Here is a 22,983-nt window from a genome sequence, read left to right on the forward strand (position 1 = left end):
GTTGTCCACAGGTGGACCGGGAGCGCGTCCACATGGCGGATGCACAGTCCGGCCCCGTAGCGTTGGTCCGCATGAACCGACGCCGACTCGGCGGTGCGACGAGGGGGATGCGCGCGTGAGCCTGATCCTGCTGGCGGACGGCAGCACCGGCGGCGGCCTCGCCGGTACCGTCGCCGACTGGGCCACCAAGATCATGGACGTGGCCGGCAGCCCCGGCGCGGGCCTGGCGAACGCGCTGGACAGCATCATCCCGGTGCTGCCGAGCGAGGTGATCCTGCCGCTGGCCGGGTTCGCCGCGAGCCGCGGCAGCATCAACCTGTACGCGGCGCTGGTCTGGACCACGATCGGCTCGATCGTCGGCTCGATCGCGATGTACTACATCGGCGCGGCGTTCGGCCGCGAGCGGGTGCTGCGCTGGGCCGCGAAGATCCCGCTGGTGCAGGTACACGAGGTGGAACGCACCGAGGCGTTCTTCCGCAGGCACGGCACCAAGGCGGTGTTCTTCGGCCGGTTCATCCCGGTGTTCCGCAGCCTGATCTCGCTGCCGGCCGGGCTGGAACGCATGCCGTTGCTGAAGTTCACGCTGCTGTCCGCGGCCGGCTCGGCGATCTGGAACACCGTGTTCGTGCTGGCTGGGTACTCGCTCGGGGCCAACTGGGAGAAGGTCGAGCAGTACGGCAGCTACTTCTCCAAGGCGATCATCGTGCTGATCGTGGCCGCCATCGCGTACTTCGTGATCTCCCGGCTGCTGCGCCGCCGGCGCGCCGCCGCCGGCCCCGACGAGTCGGACGACCATCCCGGCTTCGCCGCGCTGGCGGTCGACGACGACCCCGGCCCGGCCGGCTACGGCCTGCCCACCGGCCACCCGGCCGACCACCGCGAGCCTGCCGACCTCCGCGAGCCTGCCGACCAGCGCGACCTTGCCGGACAGCGCGACCCGGCCGGCCACCGCGAGCCGTACGGCCGTCCCGACCCATACGGCCGTCCCGACCCGTACGGCCGCGCCGGGCAACCGCCGGCCGGGCGCACCGGGTACCGCGCCGGGTACGGCCCGGACGGCCGCGACGGCAACCACCCGGACGAGAGCGGCGGGTACCAGCGGCCCGAACACCGGTCCGGCGGTCCGTCCGCCGGGTCCGGCTACTCCGGCGCGCACTCGCCGGCGGGGTTCCCGCCGGCCGGCGCCACCTCCGGACCGCCGCAGCACGCGTCGGCCGACCCCGCCACGCCACGCCACGCGGCCGGCCCGGCGCCGGAGGCCCACCCGTACCCGGGCTCCGATCGAACCGCGGACGGGCGGCCGGCGGCCGACGGGGAGCCGACGCTGGTGAAGCGGTTCCGCGGCACGGTCTACGGCTCGTCCCGGCCCACCGAGCCCGACGGCCGGGCCTAGGCTGCCCCCGTGCGGTACCTGTCCCGGCCGGCCCGTGCCGTCGCCGCGCTGCTGGTCGGCGCGCTGACCGTACCGGTGGAGGCGCTGGCGCTGGCGGTGGCCGGGCTCGCGGTGCTGGTCACCCTGGGCCGGCCGGCACCGCGCCGGACGATCGCCGCCGCGCTTCGCCGGCTGACCGCCGCCGAGCTGTCCCGTGCCGCCCGCTGGCCCGCCACTCCACCGGTGCCGCCGCACCTCGCCCGCAGCGTCGGCTACCTGCTGGTACGGCTCGGCCTCGGGCTGCTCGGTGGCGCCGTGCTGACCCTGTTCGGCGCCGGCCTGGTGACCGGCGCGCGGCTGGTGACGGGCTGGCTGACCGGCCACCCGCTGGACGACATCACGCCGTCCCTGCCGGTCGTCGGCTACCTCACGGTGGCCGGGCTGGTCCTCGCGTTCCTCGCGGTACAGGGGATGATCGCCGTCGCCGCGCTGGAACTGCGCTGGGCGAACTGGGCCGTCCGGCCCGGTCGCGCCGCCCTGGAGCACCGCATCGACGAGCTGTCGGTCAGCCGGGCCGAGGTGGTCGCCGCGGTCGACGGCGAACGCCGCCGGATCGAACGCGACCTGCACGACGGCGTGCAGCAGCGGCTGGTGGCGCTCGGCATGCTGCTCGGCCGGGCCCGCCGCGCCACCGACCCGCAGCGCTCCACCGACCTGCTGCGCGCCGCGCACGAGGAGTCCCGCCAGGCGCTGGTGGAGCTGCGCGAGGTGGCCTGGCGGGTGTACCCGTCGGCGCTGGACTCCGCCGGCCTGTCCGCGGCGCTGGAGTCGGTCGCCGAGCGCGCCGGCCTGCCGGTACGGCTGGACCACCGGCTCGGTGCCCGCCCGCCGGCCGGCATCGAGGCGGCCTGCTACTTCGTGGTGTGCGAGGCGGTCACCAACGCCGCCAAACACGCCGCCGCGCACGCCGCGACCGTACGGCTGACCGAGGCGGCCGGCAGGATCCGCATCGAGGTGTGCGACGACGGGTGCGGTGGCGCCGACCCGGCCGGCCCCGGCCTGTCCGGGCTGGCCCGCAGGCTCGCCGCGGTCGACGGCCGGCTCTCGGTGACCAGCCCGCCCGGCGGACCCACCCTGGTCACCGCCGAGATCCCGACCCCCACCGCGGAGCCGTCGTGCGGATAGCGCTGGCGGAGGACTCGGCGCTGCTGCGCGAGGGGCTGGTCCGGCTGCTGGCCGAGGAGGGCCACCAGGTCGTCGCCGCAGTCGGCGACGCGGACGCGCTGCTCGCCGCGGTCGCCGAGGACCGGCCGCAGGTGGCCGTGCTGGACGTACGGATGCCGCCGACGCACACCGACGAGGGGTTGCGCGCCGCGCTGACGATCCGACAGCAGTGGCCCGAGGTCGCGGTGCTGGTGCTCTCCCAGTACGTGGCGAAGCGGTACGCGACGCGGCTGCTCACCGGCGACCCGGCCGGCGTCGGCTACCTGCTCAAGGACCGGGTGGTCGACGTCGGCGAGTTCCTCGACGCGCTGGTACGGGTCGGCACCGGCGGCACGGCCTTCGACCCGGAGGTGGTCCGTCAGCTGCTCGCCGCCACCACGCACACCGACCCGCTGTCCCGGCTCACCGAGCGGGAACGCTCGGTACTGGACCTGATGGCGCAGGGTCACACCAACGCGTCGATCGGCGGGCAGCTGTTCGTCTCCCGCAGCGCGGTGGAGAAGCACGTCAACGCGATCTTCGCCAAGCTCGACCTGCCCGACAGCCCCACCCACAGCCGCCGCATCCTCGCCATCCTCCGCTACCTCGACACCTGACCACCGGCACGTTCCGGCCCGCTCTCCGGCCGCGGCCCACCGACCGCGCCCGTACGGTTCGCCGGCGCCGAGCCGGGCGCAGGCGATGGCTGACGGCGACGCGGCGCGGGCGGGTCGTGGTGCGGCTAGGACCGGATGGCGAGCGCCGCGGTGACCTGGGCGGCCTGCTGTCGGCGCAGCTCGTCGGGGGACAACCCGCCGGCGAGCAGCTCGTCGACGAGGTCGATCTGCACCAGGGCCAGCAGGGCGTGTGCCAGGTAGTGCGGTGATCGGTGCGTCGAGGCCGGCAGCGCGTCGGCGAGCATGCCGCAGAGCACGTCGTATGTCCAGCGGTACCGGTCGGACGAGCGGCTGGTGACCGAGGCCGCCTCGCGCGCCCGCATCAGGTTGTGGTTCTCCAGCTTGAACCTCAACACCGCATCGAGGAACGAGACGATCCGCCGTACGGCGGGACGACCGGTGGCGAAGTCGCCCTCGGCGTGCTCGACGGCGGTACGCAGGGGGCGGAACCGCTCCGCGGCGAGCGCGTCCAGCAACCCGTCCCGGTCTCCGAACGCCCGGAAGAGCGTTCCCTTGCCGACCCCCGCGGCAGCCGCGATCGTGCCCATCGTGACCGACTCCGGCGCGGGGGTGGTCGCGAACACCGTGGCCGCTGCGTCGAGCATCGCCGCCCGCGACGCCGGCGGCCGGCCGGTGCGGGCCGACCTAGTTTCGGACCGGCGGTCCGAAACAGTGCTACGCTCTGGACCCATGGTCCGAAAGTCTAGCCGCGGCCCTGGTGGGAGAGCACCAGACCACCGACTGCGCCGGACCGGCCCCGTTCCACCGCCGTCACAGAATCGAAGTGTCCAGGTCATGCACGTGACACCGTTCCGGATCGCCATCGCACAAGATCAACTCGACGACCTGCAGCGCCGGCTGCGCACGACCCGGTGGCCCGACCCGTCGCCCGTCGGCGACTGGCAGGACGGCACCGACCTCGCGTTTCTCCAGCGCCTCACCGAGCACTGGCGTACCGGCTTCGACTGGCGCGCCGCCGAGGCCGAGCTGAACCAGCTACCGCAGTTCACCGCCCGGCTCGACGGGCTCCGCACCCACCTCATCCACCAGCGCGGCACCGGGCCCCGGCCGTTCCCGCTGCTCATCGGGCACGGCTGGCCCGGCACCGGGTTCGACCTGCGGCGCATCATCCCGCTGCTCACCGATCCGGCCGGTCACGGAGCCGACCCGGCCGACGCCTTCGACGTCGTCGCCCCCTCGCTGCCCGGCTACGGCTTCTCCGCACCCCCGGTCCGGCCCGGAACCGGCCCGGAACGGGTGGCGGACATGTGGACGCAGCTGATGACCGCACTCGGCTACGACCGGTTCGGCGTGCAGGCCGGCGACTGGGGTGCCGCCGTCGCCATGTGGATTGCCGGCCGCGCCCCCGACCGCCTGGCCGGCATGCACCTCAACTTCGTCCCCGGCTTCTACCAACCGCCGCTGGGCGACGGCGAACCGCCGCTGAGCCCCGAGGAGCGGGAGTTCGCGGCCACGATGGCAAGGTGGTTCGATGCCGAAGGGGGCTATCACCGGCTGCACTCGACGAAGCCGCAGACGGCCGCGTACGGCCTGACCGACTCGCCGAGCGGCCTCGCCGCCTGGATGGTGGAGAAACTGCGTGCCTGGAGCGACTCACACGGCGACGTGACCAGCGTGTTCACCCTCGACGAGATCCTGACCAACGTCTCGATCTACTGGTTCACCGCAACGATCGGATCGTCCATGCGCTTCTACTACGAGAATCGGCTCCGCCCCAACCGGTACGCATCCGGGCAGCGGGTCGCCCCACCGCTGGGCTTCGTGGGCTTTCCGCGCGAGCCGGTCCCGCCGCGTTCCTGGCTCGAACGGGTCTTCACCGTCACCCGCTACCAGACCATCGAGCGCGGCAGCCACTTCGGCGCCTGGGAGGCGCCCGAGCTGCTCGCCGCGGACATCCGCGCGTTCTTCCGCCCGCTCCGGTGACGACCTCAGCCGGCCGGGGCGGTGGCTTCGCGGAGGTGGGGGGCGAGGTCGCCGGTCTCGCCGACGGCGGCGGCGCGGCGGCCGAACACCACCACGTAGCCCAGGAAGGCGGCGAGCGCGAGTACGCCGATGCCGACGCGGGCGCCGGTCGGCAGCGGTGACGGGGTCACGAACGCCTCGATCGCGCCGCTGACCGCGAGCACTCCGACCAGCCCGAGCGCCACCACCATCCCGGACCGGGCGGCGCCGGCGAGCGACTGGCCGCGGGTCAGGTACGGCCCGGGGGCCACCCAGGACCAGCCGATGCGCAGCCCGGTACCGGCGGCGACGAACACCGCGGTCAGCTCCAGCAGCCCGTGCGGGGCGAGCAGTCCGAAGAACACGTCGGCGCGCCCCTCCCCCAGCATCGCGCCGCCGTCGACGGCCACCACCAGCGCGTTCTGCGCCAGTACCAGCAGCACGGGGAGCAGCAGGATGCCGCCGGCCAGGCACAGCCCGGCGACCAGCGCGTTGTTGGTCCACACCTCGAACGCGAAGTCCTGCGCCGGCGCGGCCCGGTAGTAGTCGGCGAACTCGTGGTCGGCGAGGCTGCGCGCGCCGCCGTCACCGATCAGCGCCCGCAGCGCCTCCGGGTGCGCGACGAACCACGCGGTCAGCGCGGTGGACACGGCCAGGAACGACACCGCGACGGTGCACCACCAGCGCCAGGTGCGGTACACCGCGGCGGGGAAGGTGACGGTGACGAAGCGCAGCAGGTCGCTCGGGTGGAACGAGCGGCCGCCGGTGATGCTGGCCCGGGCCCGCAGCACCAGCCGGGACAGGTGCGCCACCAGCGCCGGGTCGGGCGCCTGGCTGCGCACCATCGACAGGTGGGTGGCGGTGCGCTGGTAGAGCGCGATCAGCTCGTCCGCCTCGCCGGCGTCCGGGCGGTGCCGGCCGGAGAGCGCCTCCAGCCGGCGCCACTCGTCCCGGTGCTCGGTGACGAAGGCGTCCAGATCCACCCCGGCAGCATACGGTCGCACCGCCATGCCGGGCCGCCGCCGATCGGCCGTGCGGCGGTTGTCGGGACTGGACGGGATGCCGCAGGATGTGCGGATGGGCGACGGGACGGTGGTGGACGGCGAGGCCGTCGCGGTCGAGCTGCGGCCGGCCCGGCTCGGGTCCCGGACGCTCGCGTTCGTGCTCGACCTGTCGCTGCAGGTGCCGTTCGCTCTGCTGGTGGCGACGGTGGCGGTGCCGCTGATGCTGTCGCGCTCCAGCGCGTTCGCGCACGGCGTGGTGGTGGTCGCCACGGTGCTGGTCTTCCTCGCCCCGCCGGTACTGGTGGAGACGCTCACCGGTGGCCGGTCGGTCGGCAAGCTCGCGCTCGGGCTGCGGGTGGTGCGCGTCGACGGCGGCCCGATCGGGTTCCGGCACGCGCTGACCCGGGCGCTGGTGGGGCTCGCGGTGGAGTGGCCGGGGCTGCTGGTCCCGCCGCTGAGCTGGCTGCTGTGCCTGGCGGTGATGGTCGGCGAGCGGTCCGGCCGGCGGTTGGGCGATCTCGCCGCCGGCACCCTGGTGGTGCACGAGCGCAGCCCGCAGTCGTGGGGGTGGGTGCCGACGATGCCGCCGCGGCTGGCCGGCTGGGCGCAGCGGCTGGACCTGACCGGGCTGGACGACCAGCTGGCCAACACAGTGCGGCACTACCTTGCCCGCAACCGGCGGATCGGTGAGCCGGCGCGGACCAGGCTCGGGTTGGCGCTGGCCTCGAAGGTGGCGGCGCAGACGACGCCGCCGGCGCCGCCCGGCACCCCGGGCTGGGCGTACCTTGCCGCGGTGGTGGCGGAGCGGCATCGGCGGTCGCTGCACCGGCAGGCGGTGCGCCGGGGCATCGCGGCCCGGATCCTGGCCGAGCCGGCGCCGGATCCGGCGGCCGAGCTGGCCGGGGCGGGGAGCGGCGCGCGGGGCGGTCGTGGCTTCACAGTGCCCCCCGTACCGTGAAACCTCGTCCGCCCCGCGCCTTCACCGTGGTTCGTGCCGCACCCGAACCACCGATTCACGTTCCGTAGTCGTAGAGTTACTGAGAATCATGATGGTGTCAAGCGGGTTCGCCGATCTTCCACCATTTGTTGCGGCTCACGGCGCGGATTGCAGACTCTCGCCACGCGAACGGGGCGCCGACCGGGCGGTCCGGTCGAGCCGGCCCCCGAGTGACCAGGTCGGCACCCGGCGCTCCCCGACGCCGGTCACCGGTACGCACCGGCATACGCTGCGACGGTGAGCGAGGATGCGACGCCACACGGCGCGACTGTCCACGCCGGGCCGGACTCCACCGACACCCCGGCCCTCGCCGTGTCCAACCTGGTCAAACGGTTCGGTACCAGCACCGCGGTCGATCGGCTCGACCTGACCATGCCCGGCGGTACGGTGCTCGCCCTGCTCGGCCCCAACGGCGCCGGCAAGACCACCACGGTGGAGATCTGCGAGGGCTTCCAGCGCCCCGACGGCGGCCGGGTCCGGGTGCTCGGCTTGGACCCGAACCGGGACGGCGCCGCGCTGCGCCCCCGCATCGGCGTGATGCCGCAGGGCGGCGGCGCCTACCCGGGCGTACGGGCCGGTGAAATGTTGCGGCTCGTCGCCGCCTGCGCCGCACACCCGCTCGACCCCGACTGGCTGCTCGACGTGCTCGGCCTGCGGGACGCGCTGCGCACCCCGTACAAGCGGTTGTCCGGCGGGCAGCAGCAGCGGCTGTCGCTGGCCTGCGCCGTGGTCGGCCGCCCCGAGCTGGTGTTCCTGGACGAGCCGACCGCCGGGCTCGATCCGCAGGCCCGCCGGCTGGTCTGGGAGCTGGTCGACGCGCTGCGCACCGACGGCGTCGGCGTGCTGCTGACCACGCACCTGATGGACGAGGCGGAGACGCTCGCCGACCAGGTGGTGATCATCGACCACGGCAGCCTGGTCGCCGCCGGTACCCCGGCCGAGCTGACCGGCGAGAGCGGCGGCCGGCAGCGGCTGGCGTTCCGCGCCAGTTCCGGACTGCCGATCGCCGAACTGCTGGACCGGCTGCCGGCCGGCTGCACCGGCACCGAACCCGCCCCCGGCCGATACGAGCTGGTCGGTCCGATCGGCCCGGCGGAGGTGTCCGCGGTGACCGCCTGGTGCGCCGAGCACGACGTGCTGGCACAGGAGTTGCGGGTGGCGTACCGCAGCCTGGAGGACGTCTTCCTCGACCTCACCGGCCGGGAGCTGCGATGACCGAACATGTTCAGCCACGGTTCGCGGTGGGGACGTTCACGCCGGCGCCGGGACGTGGCCGGCTCGGCCGGATGCTGCTCGCGCAGACGGCGACCGAGACGAAGCTGGCGCTGCGCAACGGCGAGCAGCTGCTGCTGACCCTGATCATCCCGCTGGCGCTGCTGGTCGGGCTGACCGAGCTGCCGATCATCGACGTCGGTACGCCCCGGGTCGACTGGGTCACCCCGCGGGTCATCGCGCTCGCCATCATGTCCACCGGCTTCACCAGCCAGGCGATCTCGCTCGGCTTCGACCGGCGGTACGGGGTGCTCAAGCGGCTCGCCGCGACCGCCCTGCCGCGCTGGCTGCTGGTCGCCGGCCGGGTGCTGTCCGGCGTACTGGTCATCGTGGTGCAGCTGATCGTGCTGGGCGCGGTGGCCGCGCTGCTCGGCTGGTCCCCGCAGCTGGCCGGGGTCGGCGAGTCGATCGCCCTGCTGGTACTGGGTGCCCTCGCGTTCGGCGCGCTCGGCGTGCTGCTCGGCGGGTCGGTACGGGCCGAGATCGTGCTGGCCGTCGCCAACGCGGTGTGGTTCGTCCTGCTGCTCGCCGGTGGCATCGCGGTGCCGGCGTCGTCGCTGCCGGCGGGGCTGGCCGACGTGGTCGGCCTGCTGCCCTCGGGGGCGCTCGCGAACGGCCTGACCGACGCGCTCGCCGCCGGCACCGCGCCGGGCCCCGGCCCGTACCTGGTGCTGGCGTTCTGGACGGTGCTGCCGGCCGCGGTCGCCACCCGCACCACCCGCCTCACCTGACCGCCGGGACGTGTCCCGGGGTCCGGCAGGAGCCGCACGGCGGATGCCGGCCCGCCCGCGCCTGCGGTAGGAACGGGCCGTGGACGTGACGATGCTGTGCGACGCGGTCGCGGTGTTTCCCGAGCCGGTCGAGGAGGCGCTGCCGGGATGGGCGGCGCGGCACCGGGACTGGACCGCCGGCGCCGCACCGGGCAACGCCGCACCGGCCGGCTGGGTACTGCACGTGCACTGCTTCCTGCTCACCGACGGCGGCCGGGCCGCGCTGGTCGACACCGGCGTCGGGCCGGCCGGCGCACCGGGCGCGGACTGGCTGGGTACCACCGGGCGGCTGCCGGCGCTGCTGGCCGAGGCCGGTGTGCGCCCGGCCGAGATCGACACCGTGGTCCTCACCCACGTCCACCTCGATCACGCCGGCTGGAACGTCGCTCCCCACCCCGCCCCCGGCTCCGACGCCGACGGGAACGCGGATGCCGGCGGGGACGCCGGTGCCGGCGGGCCGCTGTTCCCGCGCGCCGAGTACGTGGTGCAGCGCGCCGAGCTCGACCACGTCGCCGGGACCGGCACGTACGCGCGGCTGGTCGCGCCGGTGCGGGCGGCCGGCCAGCTGCGGGTGGTCGACGGCGAGACCACGATGCCCGGCGGCTACCGGCTGCTGCCCACGCCCGGCCACACGCCGGGCCACCAGAGCGTGCTCACCGACGGCGCGGTACTGGCCGGCGACGTGCTGGTGCACCCGGCCCAGGCGCGCTGGCCGGAGCTGCCCTACCGGTACGAGACGCGGCCCGGCACCGCGGCCGACAGCCGGCGCCGGGTGTTGCGGTACGCGGCCGAGCACGGCGTGCCGCTCGCCCCCGCGCACCTGCGCGACCCGTTCGACGTCGCCGCCGACCTGACCCCGACCGCGCACCGGCCGGTCGCGCTGCCGGCCACCACCCGCTGCCCGCTTCGTCGCCTGTCCCGCTGACCGGTCACCGCGGCGGCACGTCGCCGCCGCGCGCCGACCGGTCAGCCCGGCCGGGTCTCGACGCCGTACCGGACCAGGTCGAGCAGCCGCGCGGGCGATCCGCTGGCCAGTGCGACCCCGCTGGCCAGGGCCAGCAGGTCCGCCGGGTCGAGGTCGGGGCGGACGGCGCCGGACCGGCGGGCCCGGTCGACCAGCCCGGCCGCGGTCCGGTGCATCGCCGCGTGCCACTCGTCGAACCGTTCGGTGCGCTGCTCGCCGCTGGTGGCCGCGTGCGCCAGCGCGCGCTTGGTGGCGACGTGCGCGACGAACTCACCGAGCCAGTCGAACAGCGCCTCCGCCGGGTCCGCGGTGGTCGCCGCGTCGCCGCGGGCGCACAGCTGCGCCACCTCGTCGGCGTACGCCGCGACGAGCAGGTCGCCGCGGGTCGGGAAGTTGCGGTAGAGGGTGGCGTTGCCGACGCCGGCCCGCCGCGCCACCTCGTCCAGCGGTACGTCCGGGCCGGCCTCGTCGAAGAGCTCCCGCGCGGCCGCGAGCAGCCGCTCGGCGTTGCGGGTCGCGTCGACCCGGCGTGCGGCCACGGGCGCCTCCTGGACAAGTGGGGATCTCCCCAGTACGTTGAAACGGGGAGTTCCCCGGATAGTGCCAGTGTAGCCATGACCGAGCGAATCATCAGCATGGTGCGTCGTGCCCGCGGCGGCGTGCCGGGGCAGGAGGAACGCCGATGAGCCTGACCACCGACGACCGGGTCGCCATCACCGACCTGATCAACCTGCACGGGCTGTACGCGGACAGCGGACAGCTGGACCGGCTCCGCGAGCTGTTCACCGCCGACGTGGCGTACGACGTCAGCGACGTCGGGGGTGGCGTGCTGCACGGCGTCACGGCCGTCATCGACGCCGGGTACGCCCTCGGCGCCGCCAACCCGCTCGGCCACCACGTCACCAACACCGTGCTCACCGAGTTCGCCGACGGCCAGGTACGCGCGTGGTCCAAGGCGATCGCGATCCACACCGACCACAGCTGCGGCAGCGCCACCTACGAGGACACCGTGGTGCGCACCGCGGACGGCTGGCGGATCAGCCACCGTACGGTGCGCGCCCGCCGCGTCCCGCTGCAGCCCTGAGCGTCGGCCCGCGGCACCGACGCGTGCCGGCGAGCACCGCGACCCGTACCGGCGAGCAGTGCCGCACCGACCGTCAGCCGGCGGCGCCGAGCCGGACCGGCAGGGACTGCAGGCCGCGCAGCACGAGCCGGTCCCGCCGCACCGGATCGCCGGCGGCGCGGATCGCCGGAAACCGGCGTACCAGCTGGGTGAACGCCACCGTCGCCTCCAGCCGGGCCAGGCTGTTGCCCAGGCAGACGTGCGCCCCCGCACCGAAGCTCAGCGGCCGCACGTCGGCACGGGACGGGTCGAACACGTCCGGGTCCGGATAGCGGGCCGGGTCCCGGTTGGCGGCGCCGACCAGGGCGATCAGGTCGGCACCCCGCGGTACCGGCTGGTCGGCGACGGACCGCCCGTCGACCAGCGCGGTGCGGGTCAGCACCTGCACCGGCGACTCGTACCGCAGCACCTCCTCGACGAACCCGGCGACCGCCGCGTCGCCGGTACCAGGCTCGGTCGCGGCGCCGGCCGAGGGAGCGGTTGCGGCGCCGGTCGAGGGAGCGGTCGCGGCGGCCGACGTGGCGGCGTGCAGGGTGGCGAGCAGCTCCGGGCGGTCGAGCAGCAGCGCGAGGCCGCTGCCGAGCAGGCTGGTGGTCGTCTCGAACCCGGCGACCAGCAGCAGGATCAGGTTGCCCAGCAGCTCGGCGTCCGACAGCCGCCCGTCGTCGGCGTCGCGTACCGCGACAAGCGCGCTGACCAGGTCGTCCCGCGGCTCGGCCCGGCGCGCGGCGACCAGCCCGGCGAACCGTCCGGCGAGGTCCTTCGCGGCCGTTTCGGCCGCCGGCGTGGTCGGCCCGGTCAGTTCGAGGACCTCGGTCAGGTCGGCGGCCAGCGGCCGCAACCGGGCGTGGTCGCGCGCCTCGACGCCGAGCAGCGCGCAGATCACCGTGACCGGCAACCGGAACGCGAACCGGTCCATGAAGTCGACCGGCCCGCGCTCGGCGGCGAGCTCGTCGAGCAGGTCGTCGACCGCCCGTTCGACCTGCGGGGCGAGCGCGGCCACCCGGCGCCGGGTGAACACCTTCCCGATCAGCGACCGCATCCGCGGGTGGTCCGGCGGGTTCGCGCGCAGGATCGAGCGGTTCAGCAGGTCGAGGGGGCCGTCGCCGCCCTGCCCGGTCGCCATCGTGTACAGCCCGAAGCCCGGGTCGCGCAGCAGCTGGTCGACCGCCTGGTACCCGGTGACCAGGTACAGCGTGTCGGCGATCCGGGCCACCGGGCCGAGCCGGTGCGCCTCGGCGTAGAGCGGGTACGGGTCGGCCCGGCCGGCGGGCGCGAGCAACCGCTCGACGAGCGTCGCGGCCGCACCGCTCGGGCCTCGGGAGGCGGTCGCGGCGGAGCCGTCGGGGATCTGCGGTTCGGGCTGGGACACGGCGGCACCTCGGCACGATCGGGGTTCGGCGGCGACGCACCGCCCTGGTCACCCCAGTTTTTCAATACACATTGTCTCTGTCAAGCCAGATGTCTTCTACCTGTCCATCGTGTACGCTACCGGCATGCCGAAGATCTGGAGCCAGACGATCGAGGCACACCGCGACGCGGTGCGCGAGGCGACCATCGCCGCCACCGCCGCGCTGGTCGCCGAGCACGGGCTCAGCGGCGTCACGATGTCGCAGATCGCCAAGGACACCGGCATCGGCCGCGCCACGCTGTACAAGTACTTCCCCGACGTCGAGTCGATCCTCGTCGCCTGGCACGACCGGCGCATCGACGCCCAGCTGGCCGAGCTGGTCCGGGTGCGCGACCGCACCGAGGGCGCCGGCCCCCGCCTCGACGCCGTCCTGACCGCATACGCGAAGGCGAACCGCGCCGGGCACCCGCCGGCCGATCCGGCCGCCGCGATGCTGCACCGCGGCGCGCACGTCACCACCGCGCACCACCGCCTGCACGAGTTCGTCCGGGAGCTGATCGTCGACGCCGCCGCGGCCGGCGACCTGCCCGGTGACGTGCACGCCGACGAGCTCGCCGGCTTCTGCCTGCACGCGCTGGAGGCCGCCCGCGGCCGAAGCGCCGCCGCGGTACGCCGCCTGGTCCGCGCCACCCTCGCCGGCCTCGCCGCCACGCCGTGACCGCCACCCCGTCGCCGCGTACGGGAGGATGGCGGGATGGTCGACGATGTGTGGGCGAGCCTGGCCGATCCGTTCGTCGAGGGCGCGTACGCGACGGTGAAGGGCACGGTGCGCACCTACGTGCTGCACCGGCACCTGCTCACCCACCTGCCCCCGCCACCGGCCACCGTGCTCGACGTCGGCGGCGGCGCCGGTCACCAGTCGTTTCCGTTGGCCCGCCGGGGATACCGGATCACCCTGCTCGACTCGTCCGAGGCCATGCTGGCCGCCGCGCGGCGGCGGCTCGCCGCCGAACCCGCCGCGGTACGAGACCGGGTCCGACTGCTGCCCGGCCGCGGTGAGGACGCGGTGACGCTGGCCGGCGCGCACCGCTACGACGCGGTGCTCTGCCACGGCGTGCTGATGTACCTGCCCGACCCGGCGCCGATGATCGCGGCGCTGTGCGGCTGCGTCGCGCCCGGCGGCATCGTCTCGGTGCTCGGCCTCAACGCCGCGACCCTGGCGGTACGGCCGGCGCTCGCGCACCGCTGGCGGGACGCGCTGGCGGCGTTCGACGCCGCCGGCGAGCGCGGCGTGCTGGGGCTCGACACCCGGGCCGACACCGTCGAGGGCCTGTCCGCGCTGTTCACCGGGCACGGCGCCAGCCCGCTGGCCTGGTACGGGCTCTGGCTGTTCAGCGACTGGCTGACGCTCGATGCCGACGACCCCGAGCTGCCCGACATCGCCGAGGTGGAGCTCGCGGCGAGCCGGCGCGACCCGTACCGCCGGCTCAGCCGGGTCTTCCACCTGCTCGCCCGCGCCGAAGCGGCCACCGCACCGGGCCCGCAGCGGCGATGAGTTTCGCTCCGGCGTGGCGTCTACCCGCCGGACGCACCCGAATGCCGGAACCCGAGGGGCTCACATGCGAAGGCTCAAGGTCATCGAACACGTCTCGCTGGACGGGGTGGTGCAGCACTCCGTCGACGGCGACGACTTCCCGTACCCCGACTGGAACGTGCCGTTCCGGACACCCGAGGGCCGGGACGCGGTGCTCGCCATGCACGGCGACCGCTTCGACCTGGTACTCGGCCGGCACACCTACGACCTGTGGGCGCGGTTCTGGTCCACGGTGTCGGGCAACCCGATGGCGGACCGGATCAACGCGGCCACGAAGTTCGTCGCCACGCACCGGCCGGAGAGCCTGGAGTGGGGCCCGGTCGAGCCGCTGGGGCCGGACGTGGCCGAGGGGGTGCGTCGGGTCAGGGCGAGTGACGGCCCGGATCTGGTGCTCTGCGGCAGTTCCACGCTCACCTCGACGCTGCTCGGGAACGGGCTGGTCGACGAGCTGCTGCTGATCGTCTACCCGATCGTGCTGGGTACCGGGAAGCGCTTCGTCGCCGAGGGCACGCCGGGCCGGTCACTCGCGCTGGCCGAGACCACGACCACCCCCGCCGGGGTCGTCCTGAGCCGGTACCAGGTCACCGGTGCGCTGCCGGCGGCGTAGCCGGTAGGCCCGCGACCCGGTCGCGTGCCGGTCGGGCCCGTCTTCGCCGCGCAGCACCCGCACCGCCGCCCGGGTGGTACCGGTGGCCGCGGCCGGCGCGGCGTCAGGCGGTGGTCGCCTGGAAGACGGCACCGTACCCGGAGAGCCGGACGGTGCGGTGGTCGGCCGCGACGAACGCCGCCTCGCCCGGGCCGAGCGACAGCTCGCCCGCACCGTCGTCGGCGATCACCCGGCCGTGCACGCAGAGCAGCACCCGCGGCCCGTCCGCGGCGAGCTCGACCCGCCGGTGCGGCCCACCCACCCGCGCCACCGACAGCGCGAACTCCGCCACCCCCGGCAGCAGCTGCGGGTAGCTCTCCAGCCCGCCGGCGACCGGCACCGGGTCGGCGATCGGCGGCGGCGCCGGCTCGTAGCGCAGCAGCCGCTGCAGCTCGGACACGTCCACGTGCTTGGGGGTCAGGCCGCCGCGCAACACGTTGTCGCTGGCCGCCATCAGCTCGACACCGACCCCGGCAAGGTAGGCGTGCAGGCAGCCGGCCGGCGCGTACAGCGCCTGCCCGGGGCGCAGCCGCACCTGGTTGAGCAGCACCGCGACCAGCACGCCGGGGTCACCCGGATGCCGCCGCGCCAGCTCCACCATCAGCCGGTACCCGGGTGCCCGGTCGGTCCGGCCGGACGCGGCGTGCACCGCCACCTCGACGGTACGCACCGGCACCGCGAGCAGCGCGGCGACCGCGGCCCGGATCCCGTTCGCCGCCTGGTCCGACCGCAGCGCCGCCACCACCGCATCCAGCTCCGGTACGGCCAGCCCGGCGAGCAGCTCCGCCGACCGCTGCGGCGGCGCGAACCCGCACAGCGCGTCGAAGTCGGTCAGCGCGACGATCATCTCCGGCTTGTGGTACGGGTCCTTGTAGTTGCGCTGCGGCGCGGACAGCGGCACCCCGGCGGCGTTCTCTGCGTCGAAACCGGCCCGCGCCTGGTCCGCGTTCGGGTGCACCTGCAGCGACAGCGGCTGGTCCGCGGCGAGCAGCTTGAGCAGGAACGGCAAGCGCCCGAACCGCTGTGCCGGGCCGAGCATCGCGGCCGGCTCGGCGGCGATCAGGTCCGCCAGCGTGTCGCCACCATCCACTGTGGACGGGGCGGCCGGGTGCGCACCGAGCCACAGCTCCGCCTCCGGCGTCTCGGACGGCACCGGCCGGCCCTGGATCGCGGCGATCGCGGCGCGCGACCCCCACGCGTACGGCTGGATCCGGCCGGTCAGTGCCCGCATGTTCCGCTCCCCCTCGACGCCGACGCCGCCCGGCGCCGGCGCGGCCTCGACGCCTCCGACGTCACGACCCGCCACGCCGCCCGCGCCGGTACCCGCTCCGACGCCGCCGGCCTCAGGACTGTTCCGACTGCTTCGCGGCGGCCGTCCGGTACAGGTCCGGCTCGATGTAGATGACGTGCGCGATCGGCACCGCTGCCCGGATCCGAGCCTCGATCGCGTCGATGCCGCGGGCCACCTCGCGCGCCGTGTCGTCGTGGTGCACCGCGACCTTCACCGCCACCAGCAACTCCTCCGGGCCCAGGTGCATGGTGCGCATGTGGATGATGCGCTCGGCCTCCGGCCCGTCGAGCACCGCCGCCTCGATCGCCCGCACGTTCGCCACCGTCGCCGACTCGCCGAGCAGCAGGCTCTTGGTCTCCACCGCGAGCGTCGCGGCGACGCACACCAGCAGCGCGCCGATCGCGAGGGTACCGATGCCGTCGAACACGCCGTTGCCGGTCAGCAGCGTCAACCCGACCCCGAACAGCGCGAAGATCAGGCCCAGCAGCGCCGCCGAGTCCTCCAAAAGCACGACCGGCAGCTCCGGGTTCTTCGCCCGCCGGATGTAGCCGAGGAACCCGACCTTGCGCCGCTCGGTGGCCGACTCCTTCAACGCGGTCCGGAACGAGTTGCCCTCCAGCACGATGCTGACCACCAGCACCACGATCGGCACCCACTGCCAGGAGTGGATGGCCTCCGGGTGGATCACCTTGTGGTAGCCCTCGTACAGCGCGAACAGGCCACCGACCGCGAACAGCACGATCGCCACGATGAACCCGTAGATGTAGCGCTCCCGGCCGTACCCGAACGGGTGCTCCGGGTCCGGGTCGCGACGCGCCCGCCGGCCACCGACCAGCAGCAACACCTGGTTACCCGAGTCGGCCACCGAGTGGATCGACTCGGCCAGCATCGACGACGACTGGGTCAGCAGGAACGCGAGGAACTTCACCACCGCGATGCCCAGGTTGGCTCCCAGCGCCGCCAACACCGCCTTGGTACCGCCGGACGAGCTCACGAGCTGCCTCTCCTCGGGTGACGAGCCACGAAGTGACGAGTCATCGGGTGACGAATCATGGCGTGACGAAGTCCTTCATCTCCGACACCGCCGGCACCGCCATCGGGTCGAACCCGTGCGCCAGCGCCAGGTACACCGAGGCGAAGTCGGGTATCGCGGTCAGCGACGCCAGCCGCTCCAGCGGCGACGCACCCTCGGCCCGCAGCACCGTGCAGCGCACCCCGCGCCGCTCCGCCAGCGACTGCACCGCCTCCGCGCGGCGGCTCTCCACCGCCGGCGGCTCCTCGCCGTCGCTGTCCTCCGCCGGGGTACCGGACTCGAAACCGTCGTCGCGCAGGATCACCAGCCGCAGCCGGGTCCCGCCGCCCGACGGCTCGTCGGCGAAGATGTCGCGCTGCGACTCGGCCAGCGCGCCGAACACCCCGTCGAGCAGGCCGACGCTGCCGCGCCCGGCCTCCAGCAGCGAGTCGGCCACCGACGGGTACCGCGCGTTCGCCGCCAGCATCTCGGCGAACCGGCCGGCCGCCACCGCGGCGAGCGGGGTGGACCCCCACACCACCGGCAGCGAGTTGGCCAGGTCCAGGGCGAGCGCCTTCGCCGGGTTGGTGAACGCGTCGTTGCCGACCTTGCAGCGTTCCGCGTCGTCGTCCAGCCGGGTCGCCGCCTCGGCCAGATCGGCCTCCGCGATCCGCAGCAGCCCCAGCGCCCGGCCGGCCAGCAGCACCGGTACGGTCAGCGCCCACAGGCTGGCGCGCGCCGGTGCCCGCCGCGGTACCGGGATGAACGGTGCCCGGGCGCGCTCGGCGACCGCGGCCAGCTCGGAGCCGGGCGCGCCGATCGCCACCAGCCGGGCCCCGCGCCGCGCCGCCGCCTCGGCCGCCGCCAGCGCCTCCGGGCTGCGGCCCGACGCCGACACCGCCAGTACCGTGTCGGCGGCGCCGACCCAGCCGGGCACGCCGGCGCTGCGGTGCGCGACGACCGGCACCGGGCAGCGCGGACCGGCCACCGCGGCGAGCACGTCACCGGTGCGCGCGGCGGTACCGGCGCCGGCCACCACCAGCGACCGCGGCCGGCCCTCGTCGGCCAGCGACGCCAGGTCGGCCTCGGCCGCGAGCGACATCGCCTCCCGAAGCTGCGGTCCGCCGGACGCGATCGCCCGCAGCATGAACCCCGGATCCGCGGCGTCGATGCGGGCCGGGTCGTCCAGCAGCGCCTCGTCGATGTCGCGGTAGCCGCTGACCCCCTCCGTACCGGGCTCGGTCATGCCGCCACCTCCGCCGCGCGCGGGCGTCGCGCGCCACCAGGCTGCGCGGTCACGACTCGGACTCGGCCGGGCCGCCGTGCGCCTCGTCCAGCAGCAGCACCGGAATGCCGTCCACCACGTCGAAGACCCGGTGACACTCGGTGCAGGTCAGCGTCTGCGCCGCGGCGTCGTAGGTCAGTGGCGCGTGATGCTCGTCCGGGCACGCCAGGATCGACAGCAGGTCATCGTCCAGCACCGCCGGGGTGGTCTCGGACATGACGCTCACCTCCCGTTGTTCCCGCCGGCACCGCCGGCGGATCGTCCTCACCGGCCGCGCCGGCTGATCCTCGTCACCGGCCGCGCCGCTGCTTCTCGTTGCCGGCCGCGCCGGCTGATCCTCACCACCGGCTCGGCCGGCCCGTTTGGCGCCGCCGCTTCACCGGCCGGGTCGGCCGGCGGTCGCCTGGTCAGTCGCGGACGACGGCCAGTACCTCGTCGCGCAGCTGCGCCATCCGCTGCTCGTCCCGGGCCTCCACGTTGAGCCGCAGCAGCGGCTCGGTGTTCGAGGCGCGCAGGTTGAACCAGGACCCGTCGTCGAACTGCGCGGTCAGCCCGTCCAGCTCGTCCAGCTCGGCGTCGGCGAACCGCGCCTTGACCGCGGCCACCCGGGCGGCCTGGTCGTCCACGGTCGAGTTCACCTCGCCGGACGCCACGTACCGGCTGAACTCGGCCACGAGTTCCGACAGCGGCCGGCTCTGCCCTCCCAGCGCGGCCAGCACGTGCATCGCGGCCAGCATCCCGGTGTCGGCGAACCAGAAGTCCTTGAAGTAGTAGTGCGCCGAGTGCTCGCCGCCGAACACCGCGCCGGTGGACGCCATCTCCGCCTTGATGAACGAGTGTCCGACCCGGGTACGCACCGGCACCCCGCCGTGCTCCCGCACGATCTCCGGTACCGCGTGCGACACGATCAGGTTGTGGATGATCGTCGCGCCCGGCACCTTCGCCAGCTCCCGGGTCGCCACCAGCGCGGTGATCGCCGACGGCGGCACCGGCTCGCCCCGCTCGTCGACCACGAAGCACCGGTCGGCGTCACCGTCGAACGCCAGCCCGACGTCGGCGCCGACCTCGCGGACCTTCGCCTGCAGGTCGACGATGTTCTTCGGCTCCAGCGGGTTCGCCTCGTGGTTCGGGAACGAGCCGTCGAGCTCGAAGTACATCGGGACGATCTCCAGCGGCAGCGCCGCCAGCTTCTCGTCACCGAGCACCGTCGGCACGCTGTAGCCGCCCATCCCGTTCCCGGCGTCCACCACGACCTTGAGGCGGCGGATCCCGGACAGGTCGACCAGCGACCGCAGGTGCTTCGCGTAGTCGGTCAGCAGGTCGCGCTCGGTCACCGTGCCGGTCGTGGCGGCCGGCTCCGGCGACTCGGCGAGGAACTGCTGCGCCAGGTCGCGGATGTCGGCCAGCCCGGTCTCCTGGCCGATCGGCCGGGCACCCGCCCGGCACATCTTGATGCCGTTGTACCGGGCCGGGTTGTGGCTCGCGGTGAACATCGCGCCGGGCAGGTCGAGCGACCCGGAGGCGTAGTAGAGCATGTCGGTCGGGCCGAGCCCGGCGTCCACCACGTCGGCGCCCTGGCCGGTCGCGCCCGCCGCGAACGCGGCCACCAGCAGCGGCGACGAGGTACGCATGTCGTGCGCGACGACGATCCGGTCCGCCCCGGTCACCCGGACGAACGCGGCACCCACCGCCCGCGCGACCCGCTCGTCGAGCTGGTCGGGCACCACACCGCGCACGTCGTACGCCTTGACGATCTCGGTCAGGTCCACCGCACGCTCCCGTCCGTCCTGCGGAGTCGGATGCACCGAAGGGTACCGACCCGGGCCGACCGGCCACGACGTAGGTGTGCGGCACCGACCGCCGAATGCGGGCGCACCGGCAGGTCAGCCGGCGGCCACCGGGATGTGCCGGTACTCGTCGAGCGGGCGCACCGTGACCCGCTCGGCGGCGAGCGCGGTCGCCATCCGCCGGGCCGCGCCGTCGACCGGGGCGCCCTCGGTGGCGCTCAGGTGGTCGAACCAGAACCGGCGCACCGGTTCGGCGTCGACCGCCTGCCCCTCCCGCCGGTACCGCTGCTCGACGTGCAGCGCGATCAGCAGCATCCCGTACGCCCGGTCCTCGTCGGCCCGCAGCGCCGGCTGGAAGTACGGCAGGTCCAACGCGCTCGCCCCGTACCGCTGGTAGAACCGCAGCCGGCCGACCGGATCGCCGTGCGCCAGCGAGGCCCGGTGCCGGTCCGGCCGCTCCACCTCGGCGAGCACCACGCACGGGTCGTACCGCTGCGACCAGGTGCGGATCGCCTGCTCCAGCAGCTGGCCGCCGACCCCGTGACCGCGGCTGCCCGGCCGCGCCGCGAGATAGCCGAGCAGCATCACCCGGGCCGGCTCGTACCACTCGCCGACGGCCGCGCCCCACGGCACGCCGGTGGGGTCCAGCGCGACGGTCAGCGTGGCCCGCCGGGCCGTGATCGCGTCCCGCAACCCGGCCAGCGACACCAGCTCCGCCGGCGGGAACGAGGGCTGCAGGATGTCCGTGTACACCGCGTCGACGAGCGGACCGGTGCGCCGCACCTCGGTGACCGTCAGCGGAGCGGGCTCGATACTCATCGGCGTTCCTCCTTCGTCGGAACACCGACGAGGCACGACACACGATGCCCATGATTCGCTCGCTCGCGCTCGCTCATGAATTCAGAGTGGCACGAACCCGGGCCACTCGGGCAGCCCTGTCGCCCGGGCAATTCCGTCCCGGGGGCCGCCGGGGGGGGAACGGTGGCTCAGGCGGGCGGCGGGATCACCCGCAGATGGCCACGTCGCCCCACCTCGCGCTCGTCGTCCCGCTCCGGCTCCTCCCGCCGCACCGGCCGGCCCGCCTCGCGCACCGCCTCGGCCAGCGCGACCAGATCGTCCGTGGTGGGCGCCGGCGCCTCGAACTCGCCCTCGTGTCGGACCAGGTCCCAGCCGCGCGGCGCGGTCAGCCGCAACGCGTGCTGCTCGCACAGGTCGTACGAGTGGGGTTCGGCGAAGGCCGCGAGCGGGCCGACGACCGCGGTGGAGTCCGCGTAGACGTAGGTCAGCGTCGCGACGGCCGGGTTGGGGCAGCCGGTTCTGGTGCAACGCCGTGGAGACCTCACGACCGATCACGTTAACGCCCGCCGCTGCGTCGTTCGTCCGGTTGGCCCTCGACACGCCGAGCGACAATGCCCACCCGCTCCGGCCGTGCCGGTGTGCCGCCGGGAGCGACCGGCGCACTACGCTGACTGCGTGAGCACGCGACCACGTCAAACCAGCCGGCCGGCCGGCCCGCACCGGGACCGGCGCGGTCGTGGCCTGCGCGGACGCCTGGTGCCGGCCTCGCTGCCGCTGTCGCGCACCCGCGCGCAACTGTTCGACGAGATGGTCCGGGACGCCGTCGAGTTGCTCGATCACCGGTTCACCCAGGAGCTCAGCGGCGTCGAGTTCGCCGTCGAGGACGTGCCGCCGGCGCTGAACGTCTACGACGCCGACGTGCTGGAGGACGGCGAGGTCCCGATCGCCCGGTTGCTGCCCGGCCGGGCCGGCGGGTCCGGCAGCGTCCCGCCCCGCATCGTGCTGTACCGCCGGCCGCTGGAGTTGCGCGCGGTGGACCGGGAGGATCTGGCCGATCTGGTCAAGGACGTGATCGTGGAGCAGGTCGCGAACCTGCTCGGGCTCGACCCGGAGGACGTCGACCCGGACTGATCCCCCGGGCTGAGTTCGCCCTGGTGCGGGCCGCCCCGGCACGTGCCGCCCCGGACCGCCGGGCCGCGCCGGACCGGGCCGCGCCGGGAATTGCACGGCTCGGATTCCGTGCCGTTTCGGATACGGCAAGGCCCGGTGTGGCGCCCCCGCCATCACCGGGCCTTCTGCATCTCGCCGCGGTCGACCTCAGCCGGCCCGGCGCTTCAACTTTCGCCGTTCGCGCTCCGACAATCCGCCCCAGATGCCGAACCGCTCGTCCTTGCCCAATGCGTATTCCAAGCACTCCGCCTGCACCTCGCAGCGCGAGCAGATGCGCTTCGCTTCCCGGGTCGACCCCCCCTTTTCCGGGAAGAACGCCTCCGGATCGGTCTGCGCGCACAAGGCCCGCTCCTGCCACTCCGGTGCGTCCTCCATCAGGTCGGCCACCGTCTCCCGGCCGTCCATCTACGTGCCTCCTAGCTCCGCGCATCGGCCACGAACACCGATGCTCACCCCCCACGCGGAAGGCCCCGTTCAGTTGTTGCGCACGGACTTTTGCCGCCGGACGCGACGCCGCGTCCCACCACGGCACCGGGCCAACCAATGTCCGCCACCAAAATTACACGCGTGTAATGCGTGCGTCGTCAAGCCGAACCTGATAAATAGGCCCGTTCGGCGTGCGTTTCGTGCGGACCGACAGGAACTGGGGTAGGAGCGGCAACCAGGCTACCCAGTCGCGGCCGTTTCCGGACGAGATTCACCGAG

At 74.4% G+C, this 22,983-nt stretch carries 25 protein-coding genes; 13 read left to right on the top strand and 12 right to left on the bottom strand.

What is annotated here, in order from left to right:
- The first annotated feature begins 115 nt into the window (after positions 1–115).
- The 3 genes from NUM_RS00825 to NUM_RS00835 are packed head-to-tail and all read left to right on the top strand — an operon-like array spanning position 116 to position 3,192.
- A complete protein-coding gene (locus NUM_RS00825; RefSeq protein WP_225918242.1) occupies positions 116–1,393 on the top strand; it encodes a VTT domain-containing protein in 1,278 nt (425 codons plus the stop codon).
- Between the two features lie 9 nt (positions 1,394–1,402).
- Positions 1,403–2,557 carry a sensor histidine kinase gene (locus tag NUM_RS37575; RefSeq protein ID WP_207122527.1) on the top strand — a complete coding sequence of 385 codons (1,155 nt, stop codon included), beginning with the start codon at positions 1,403–1,405 and terminating at the stop codon, positions 2,555–2,557.
- Positions 2,548–3,192, top strand: coding sequence for a response regulator transcription factor (locus NUM_RS00835; protein WP_207122528.1), 645 nt, complete (start codon positions 2,548–2,550; stop codon positions 3,190–3,192). Before NUM_RS37575 ends, NUM_RS00835 begins: the two co-directional genes overlap by 10 nt.
- A gap of 125 nt (positions 3,193–3,317) precedes the next feature.
- Here NUM_RS00835 and NUM_RS00840 read toward each other — a convergent pair whose 3' ends face one another.
- Positions 3,318–3,857 carry a TetR/AcrR family transcriptional regulator gene (locus NUM_RS00840; protein WP_207122529.1) on the bottom strand — a complete coding sequence of 180 codons (540 nt, stop codon included), beginning with the start codon at positions 3,855–3,857 and terminating at the stop codon, positions 3,318–3,320.
- A gap of 190 nt (positions 3,858–4,047) precedes the next feature.
- Here NUM_RS00840 and NUM_RS00845 point away from each other — a divergent pair, with 190 nt between their 5' ends.
- Positions 4,048–5,196, top strand: coding sequence for an epoxide hydrolase family protein (locus NUM_RS00845; RefSeq protein WP_207122530.1), 1,149 nt, complete (start codon positions 4,048–4,050; stop codon positions 5,194–5,196).
- Positions 5,197–5,201: 5 nt separating this feature from the next.
- Here NUM_RS00845 and NUM_RS00850 read toward each other — a convergent pair whose 3' ends face one another.
- Positions 5,202–6,197, bottom strand: coding sequence for a stage II sporulation protein M (locus NUM_RS00850; RefSeq protein ID WP_207122531.1), 996 nt, complete (start codon positions 6,195–6,197; stop codon positions 5,202–5,204).
- Between the two features lie 94 nt (positions 6,198–6,291).
- Between NUM_RS00850 and NUM_RS00855 the strand changes: the two genes are divergently transcribed.
- The 4 genes from NUM_RS00855 to NUM_RS00870 all read left to right on the top strand — a co-directional run bounded on the left by NUM_RS00855 (position 6,292) and on the right by NUM_RS00870 (position 10,182).
- The gene (locus tag NUM_RS00855; RefSeq protein ID WP_207122532.1) at positions 6,292–7,176 is read left to right on the top strand and encodes an RDD family protein; all 885 of its coding nucleotides are present in this window, start codon (positions 6,292–6,294) and stop codon (positions 7,174–7,176) included.
- A 276-nt stretch (positions 7,177–7,452) separates the two neighbouring features.
- Positions 7,453–8,430, top strand: coding sequence for an ABC transporter ATP-binding protein (locus NUM_RS00860; RefSeq protein ID WP_225918243.1), 978 nt, complete (start codon positions 7,453–7,455; stop codon positions 8,428–8,430).
- Complete coding sequence (locus NUM_RS00865; RefSeq protein WP_207122533.1) at positions 8,427–9,218, top strand: ABC transporter permease; 792 nt, start codon at positions 8,427–8,429, stop codon at positions 9,216–9,218. Before NUM_RS00860 ends, NUM_RS00865 begins: the two co-directional genes overlap by 4 nt.
- 79 nt (positions 9,219–9,297) lie before the next feature.
- Entirely contained in the window at positions 9,298–10,182 is an 885-nt protein-coding gene (locus NUM_RS00870; protein WP_207122534.1) for an MBL fold metallo-hydrolase, read from the top strand.
- Positions 10,183–10,223: 41 nt separating this feature from the next.
- Here NUM_RS00870 and NUM_RS00875 read toward each other — a convergent pair whose 3' ends face one another.
- Entirely contained in the window at positions 10,224–10,760 is a 537-nt protein-coding gene (locus NUM_RS00875; protein WP_207122535.1) for a TetR/AcrR family transcriptional regulator, read from the bottom strand.
- A 143-nt stretch (positions 10,761–10,903) separates the two neighbouring features.
- On the opposite strand from NUM_RS00875, the gene NUM_RS00880 reads away from it, so the two are divergent.
- Positions 10,904–11,305, top strand: coding sequence for a nuclear transport factor 2 family protein (locus NUM_RS00880; RefSeq protein ID WP_207122536.1), 402 nt, complete (start codon positions 10,904–10,906; stop codon positions 11,303–11,305).
- A 73-nt stretch (positions 11,306–11,378) separates the two neighbouring features.
- Here NUM_RS00880 and NUM_RS00885 read toward each other — a convergent pair whose 3' ends face one another.
- The gene (locus NUM_RS00885; RefSeq protein ID WP_370466915.1) at positions 11,379–12,695 is read right to left on the bottom strand and encodes a cytochrome P450; all 1,317 of its coding nucleotides are present in this window, start codon (positions 12,693–12,695) and stop codon (positions 11,379–11,381) included.
- Between the two features lie 145 nt (positions 12,696–12,840).
- Here NUM_RS00885 and NUM_RS00890 point away from each other — a divergent pair, with 145 nt between their 5' ends.
- From NUM_RS00890 to NUM_RS00900, 3 genes are all read left to right on the top strand, one after another.
- On the top strand, positions 12,841–13,413 hold the full coding sequence (locus NUM_RS00890; RefSeq protein ID WP_207122537.1) for a TetR/AcrR family transcriptional regulator: 573 nt from the start codon (positions 12,841–12,843) through the stop codon (positions 13,411–13,413).
- A 36-nt stretch (positions 13,414–13,449) separates the two neighbouring features.
- Positions 13,450–14,250 carry a class I SAM-dependent methyltransferase gene (locus NUM_RS00895; RefSeq protein WP_207122538.1) on the top strand — a complete coding sequence of 267 codons (801 nt, stop codon included), beginning with the start codon at positions 13,450–13,452 and terminating at the stop codon, positions 14,248–14,250.
- 64 nt (positions 14,251–14,314) lie between these two features.
- Positions 14,315–14,896 (top strand): dihydrofolate reductase family protein, encoded by a 582-nt coding sequence (locus tag NUM_RS00900; protein WP_207122539.1) that lies wholly within the window; start codon positions 14,315–14,317, stop codon positions 14,894–14,896.
- A 103-nt stretch (positions 14,897–14,999) separates the two neighbouring features.
- Here the strand turns inward: NUM_RS00900 and manA are convergent, their stop codons facing one another.
- From manA to NUM_RS00935, 7 genes are all read right to left on the bottom strand, one after another.
- Entirely contained in the window at positions 15,000–16,166 is a 1,167-nt protein-coding gene (gene manA, locus NUM_RS00905) for a mannose-6-phosphate isomerase, class I (RefSeq protein WP_207122540.1), read from the bottom strand.
- Between the two features lie 112 nt (positions 16,167–16,278).
- Entirely contained in the window at positions 16,279–17,220 is a 942-nt protein-coding gene (locus NUM_RS00910) for a cation diffusion facilitator family transporter (protein ID WP_207122541.1), read from the bottom strand.
- A 55-nt stretch (positions 17,221–17,275) separates the two neighbouring features.
- A complete protein-coding gene (locus NUM_RS00915; RefSeq protein ID WP_207122542.1) occupies positions 17,276–18,484 on the bottom strand; it encodes an SIS domain-containing protein in 1,209 nt (402 codons plus the stop codon).
- Positions 18,485–18,533: 49 nt separating this feature from the next.
- Positions 18,534–18,740, bottom strand: a complete 207-nt coding sequence (locus NUM_RS00920) for a Trm112 family protein (protein ID WP_030445776.1) — start codon at positions 18,738–18,740, stop codon at positions 18,534–18,536.
- 190 nt (positions 18,741–18,930) lie between these two features.
- On the bottom strand, positions 18,931–20,292 hold the full coding sequence (locus tag NUM_RS00925) for a phosphomannomutase/phosphoglucomutase (protein ID WP_207122543.1): 1,362 nt from the start codon (positions 20,290–20,292) through the stop codon (positions 18,931–18,933).
- Positions 20,293–20,406: 114 nt separating this feature from the next.
- Entirely contained in the window at positions 20,407–21,129 is a 723-nt protein-coding gene (locus NUM_RS00930) for an N-acetyltransferase (RefSeq protein WP_207122544.1), read from the bottom strand.
- Positions 21,130–21,296: 167 nt separating this feature from the next.
- Complete coding sequence (locus NUM_RS00935; RefSeq protein WP_030445779.1) at positions 21,297–21,653, bottom strand: DUF3499 domain-containing protein; 357 nt, start codon at positions 21,651–21,653, stop codon at positions 21,297–21,299.
- Between the two features lie 211 nt (positions 21,654–21,864).
- Between NUM_RS00935 and NUM_RS00940 the strand changes: the two genes are divergently transcribed.
- Positions 21,865–22,239: a metallopeptidase family protein gene (locus tag NUM_RS00940; RefSeq protein WP_225918244.1), complete on the top strand. Its 375-nt coding sequence runs from the start codon at positions 21,865–21,867 to the stop codon at positions 22,237–22,239.
- Between the two features lie 186 nt (positions 22,240–22,425).
- On the opposite strand, the gene NUM_RS00945 is transcribed toward NUM_RS00940, so the two are convergent.
- Positions 22,426–22,683, bottom strand: coding sequence for a WhiB family transcriptional regulator (locus tag NUM_RS00945; RefSeq protein WP_030445781.1), 258 nt, complete (start codon positions 22,681–22,683; stop codon positions 22,426–22,428).
- Positions 22,684–22,983 lie beyond the last annotated feature (300 nt).

This window comes from Actinocatenispora comari (assembly GCF_017312725.1).
In the GTDB taxonomy this organism is placed as follows: domain Bacteria; phylum Actinomycetota; class Actinomycetes; order Mycobacteriales; family Micromonosporaceae; genus Actinocatenispora; species Actinocatenispora comari.